The 2,012-nt window shown below is 79.4% G+C and carries 2 protein-coding genes; both read right to left on the bottom strand.

The genetic code is table 11. The features are described 5' to 3' along the window. On the bottom strand, nt 1-1,436 hold a 1,436-nt coding region (locus PYV61_RS24715), incomplete at its 3' end, for an FAD-dependent oxidoreductase (RefSeq protein ID WP_275836543.1). A gap of 140 nt (nt 1,437-1,576) precedes the next feature. Next, the coding region (locus tag PYV61_RS24710; RefSeq protein WP_275836542.1) for a helix-turn-helix domain-containing protein at nt 1,577-2,012 on the bottom strand (436 nt) is incomplete at its 5' end.

The raw sequence follows: 2,012 nt of genomic DNA, 5'->3' as shown, positions 1-2,012 counted from the left end.
AGCGCGCCGTCCGCCCCGCTCCCGAACGCCGCCGCGTCGGCCGCCGCGGCCGCCGGCGCGGCGGGGAGGGCGTCCGGGCCGCTCAGCCGGAACGTCGCCGGCGACATGGGGCCGAAGAGGAGCGCGCGCGCGAGCGCGGGCCACGCGCGCGGGTCGGGCTCGACCCCCGCCGCGCGCGCGAACAGCCGCGCCGCGACCTGCATCGGCACGCCGTGCGGCGGCGCCGCCTCCAGCCGCGCCGCCATCGCCTCGCGCGTCGGCAGCGCGACGCGCCCGCTCCACGCGTAGGCGATCCAGCGCGCCTGCAGCTCGAGCGTCGGGAGGTGCGGGCCGACCTGCTCGAACTGGCCGAGGAACGCGAGCCCCGGGAGATCGGGGTGGAGGGTGAGGGCGTGTAGCGCCGGGGGCGTGCCCAGCACCGCGCGCACGTCGGGGCCGAGGTAGGAGAGGTCGGGCGCGTAGCCCGTGCCGAGCACGATGGCGTCGAACGCCTCCGCGGTGCCGTCCGCGAAGTGCACGGTGGCGCCGTCGACGCGCGCGATCCACGGCCGCGGCGCGATCCGCCCCTCCGCGACCAGCGGCAGGTAGTGCTGCGACAGCGTGAGGCCGGCGGCGAACAGGTCGTCGGCCGGCGCCGGCGCTCCGAGCTGCTCGGGGCGCCCGCTCGTCGCGACGACCAGCGCCTTGAGCGCGGCCGCCGACGCGGCGGGCGGGAAGGTCTCGCCGGCGAGCGCGGCGAAGCGCGTGAACGCGACGTGGTCGGCGGGGACGCCGGCGAGCAGCTTCTGCATCACGTAGCGCTGCCGCCGGCTCGCCAGCGCCACGCGCTCGGCGCCCTGCACCGCGAGCTCGCTCGCGATCTCGAGCGCGCTGATCCCGCCCCCCGCGACGAGCACGCGCAGCCCGCGGAACGCCGCCGCGCCGCGGTACGCCGCCGCGTGCGTCACGCCGCCGCGCCCGGCGAACCCGTCCAACCCGTCCACCGCGGGGACCGCCGGGCGCCCGCACCACCCCGAGGCGACGACGACGCGCGCGAACGTCTCCGTCATCCCGACGCCGTCGGCGCCGCGCGCGCGCACCCGCCACGCGCCGGCGTCGCGCGCGACCGACTCGACGCGCGTGCCGAAGCGCGCGTCGCTCAGCAGCTCGAAGCGCTCGGCGTAGCGCGCGAGGTACGCGCCCACCTGCTCGGCGGTCGGGTACACTGCGGTGCCCGGCGGGTACGCGAGCTCGCCGAACGCGGTCATGACGCGGCTCGAGTTCGTGCGCATCCCCGGCCAGACCTTGCTGTGCGGCGCGCCGACGCGCCACTGGCCGCCGACGCCGTCGGCCTGGTCGAACAGCGTGGGGAGGAAGCCGGCCTGCCGGAGGTAGCGCGCGGCGGCCAGCCCGCCGGGGCCGGCGCCGACGACGGCGACGCGATGATCGTGGGACACGGAAGCGACGGGATCGGGTGACGGCGCGCGCGCCGCCCCGGTGCGGACGGTCGTCGACGCGCGAACACACCCAACCTGCCGCGCGCCGCCCCGCCGTCGCTTGAACGCCCGCGGCGTCCTCGCGTGGCCGCGGTCGCGCGCTACGCGCCGACCACCGACGTCGCGCCCACGGTGCCGAGCGGCGTCGGGCGCTCCTGCGCGACGACGCCGCCCTCGGGGCGCCGCGCGACCGGCGCGGCGAGCGCCTCGCGGCGGTACCCCGACGGCGTGACGCCCATGACGCGGACGAACTCGCGCGTCATGTGCGCGTGGTCGGAGTAGCCCAGCCCGTGCGCGAGCTCCGACAGCGAGCGCGCGCGCTCCGGCGTGTCGCGCTCCAGCGCCCGCGCCACCGCGCCCACGCGCCGCAGGCGCGCGTAGCTGCGCGGCGCGAGCCCGATCTGCTCGGCGAACAGCCGCTCCAGCGTGCGGCGGCTCACCGCGACCTCGCGGCAGAGCCGCGCCGTCGCCGGCGCGTCCGCCGCCGTGCCGTCGAGCAGGTGCAGCGCGCCGCGCACGCGCGGGTCCGCGCCGTCG

Source organism: Roseisolibacter sp. H3M3-2 (assembly GCF_029211165.1).
GTDB lineage: Bacteria > Gemmatimonadota > Gemmatimonadetes > Gemmatimonadales > Gemmatimonadaceae > Roseisolibacter.
Note: the sequence above shows the minus strand (reverse complement) of the source record. Positions and strands in the feature narration are given on the sequence as shown.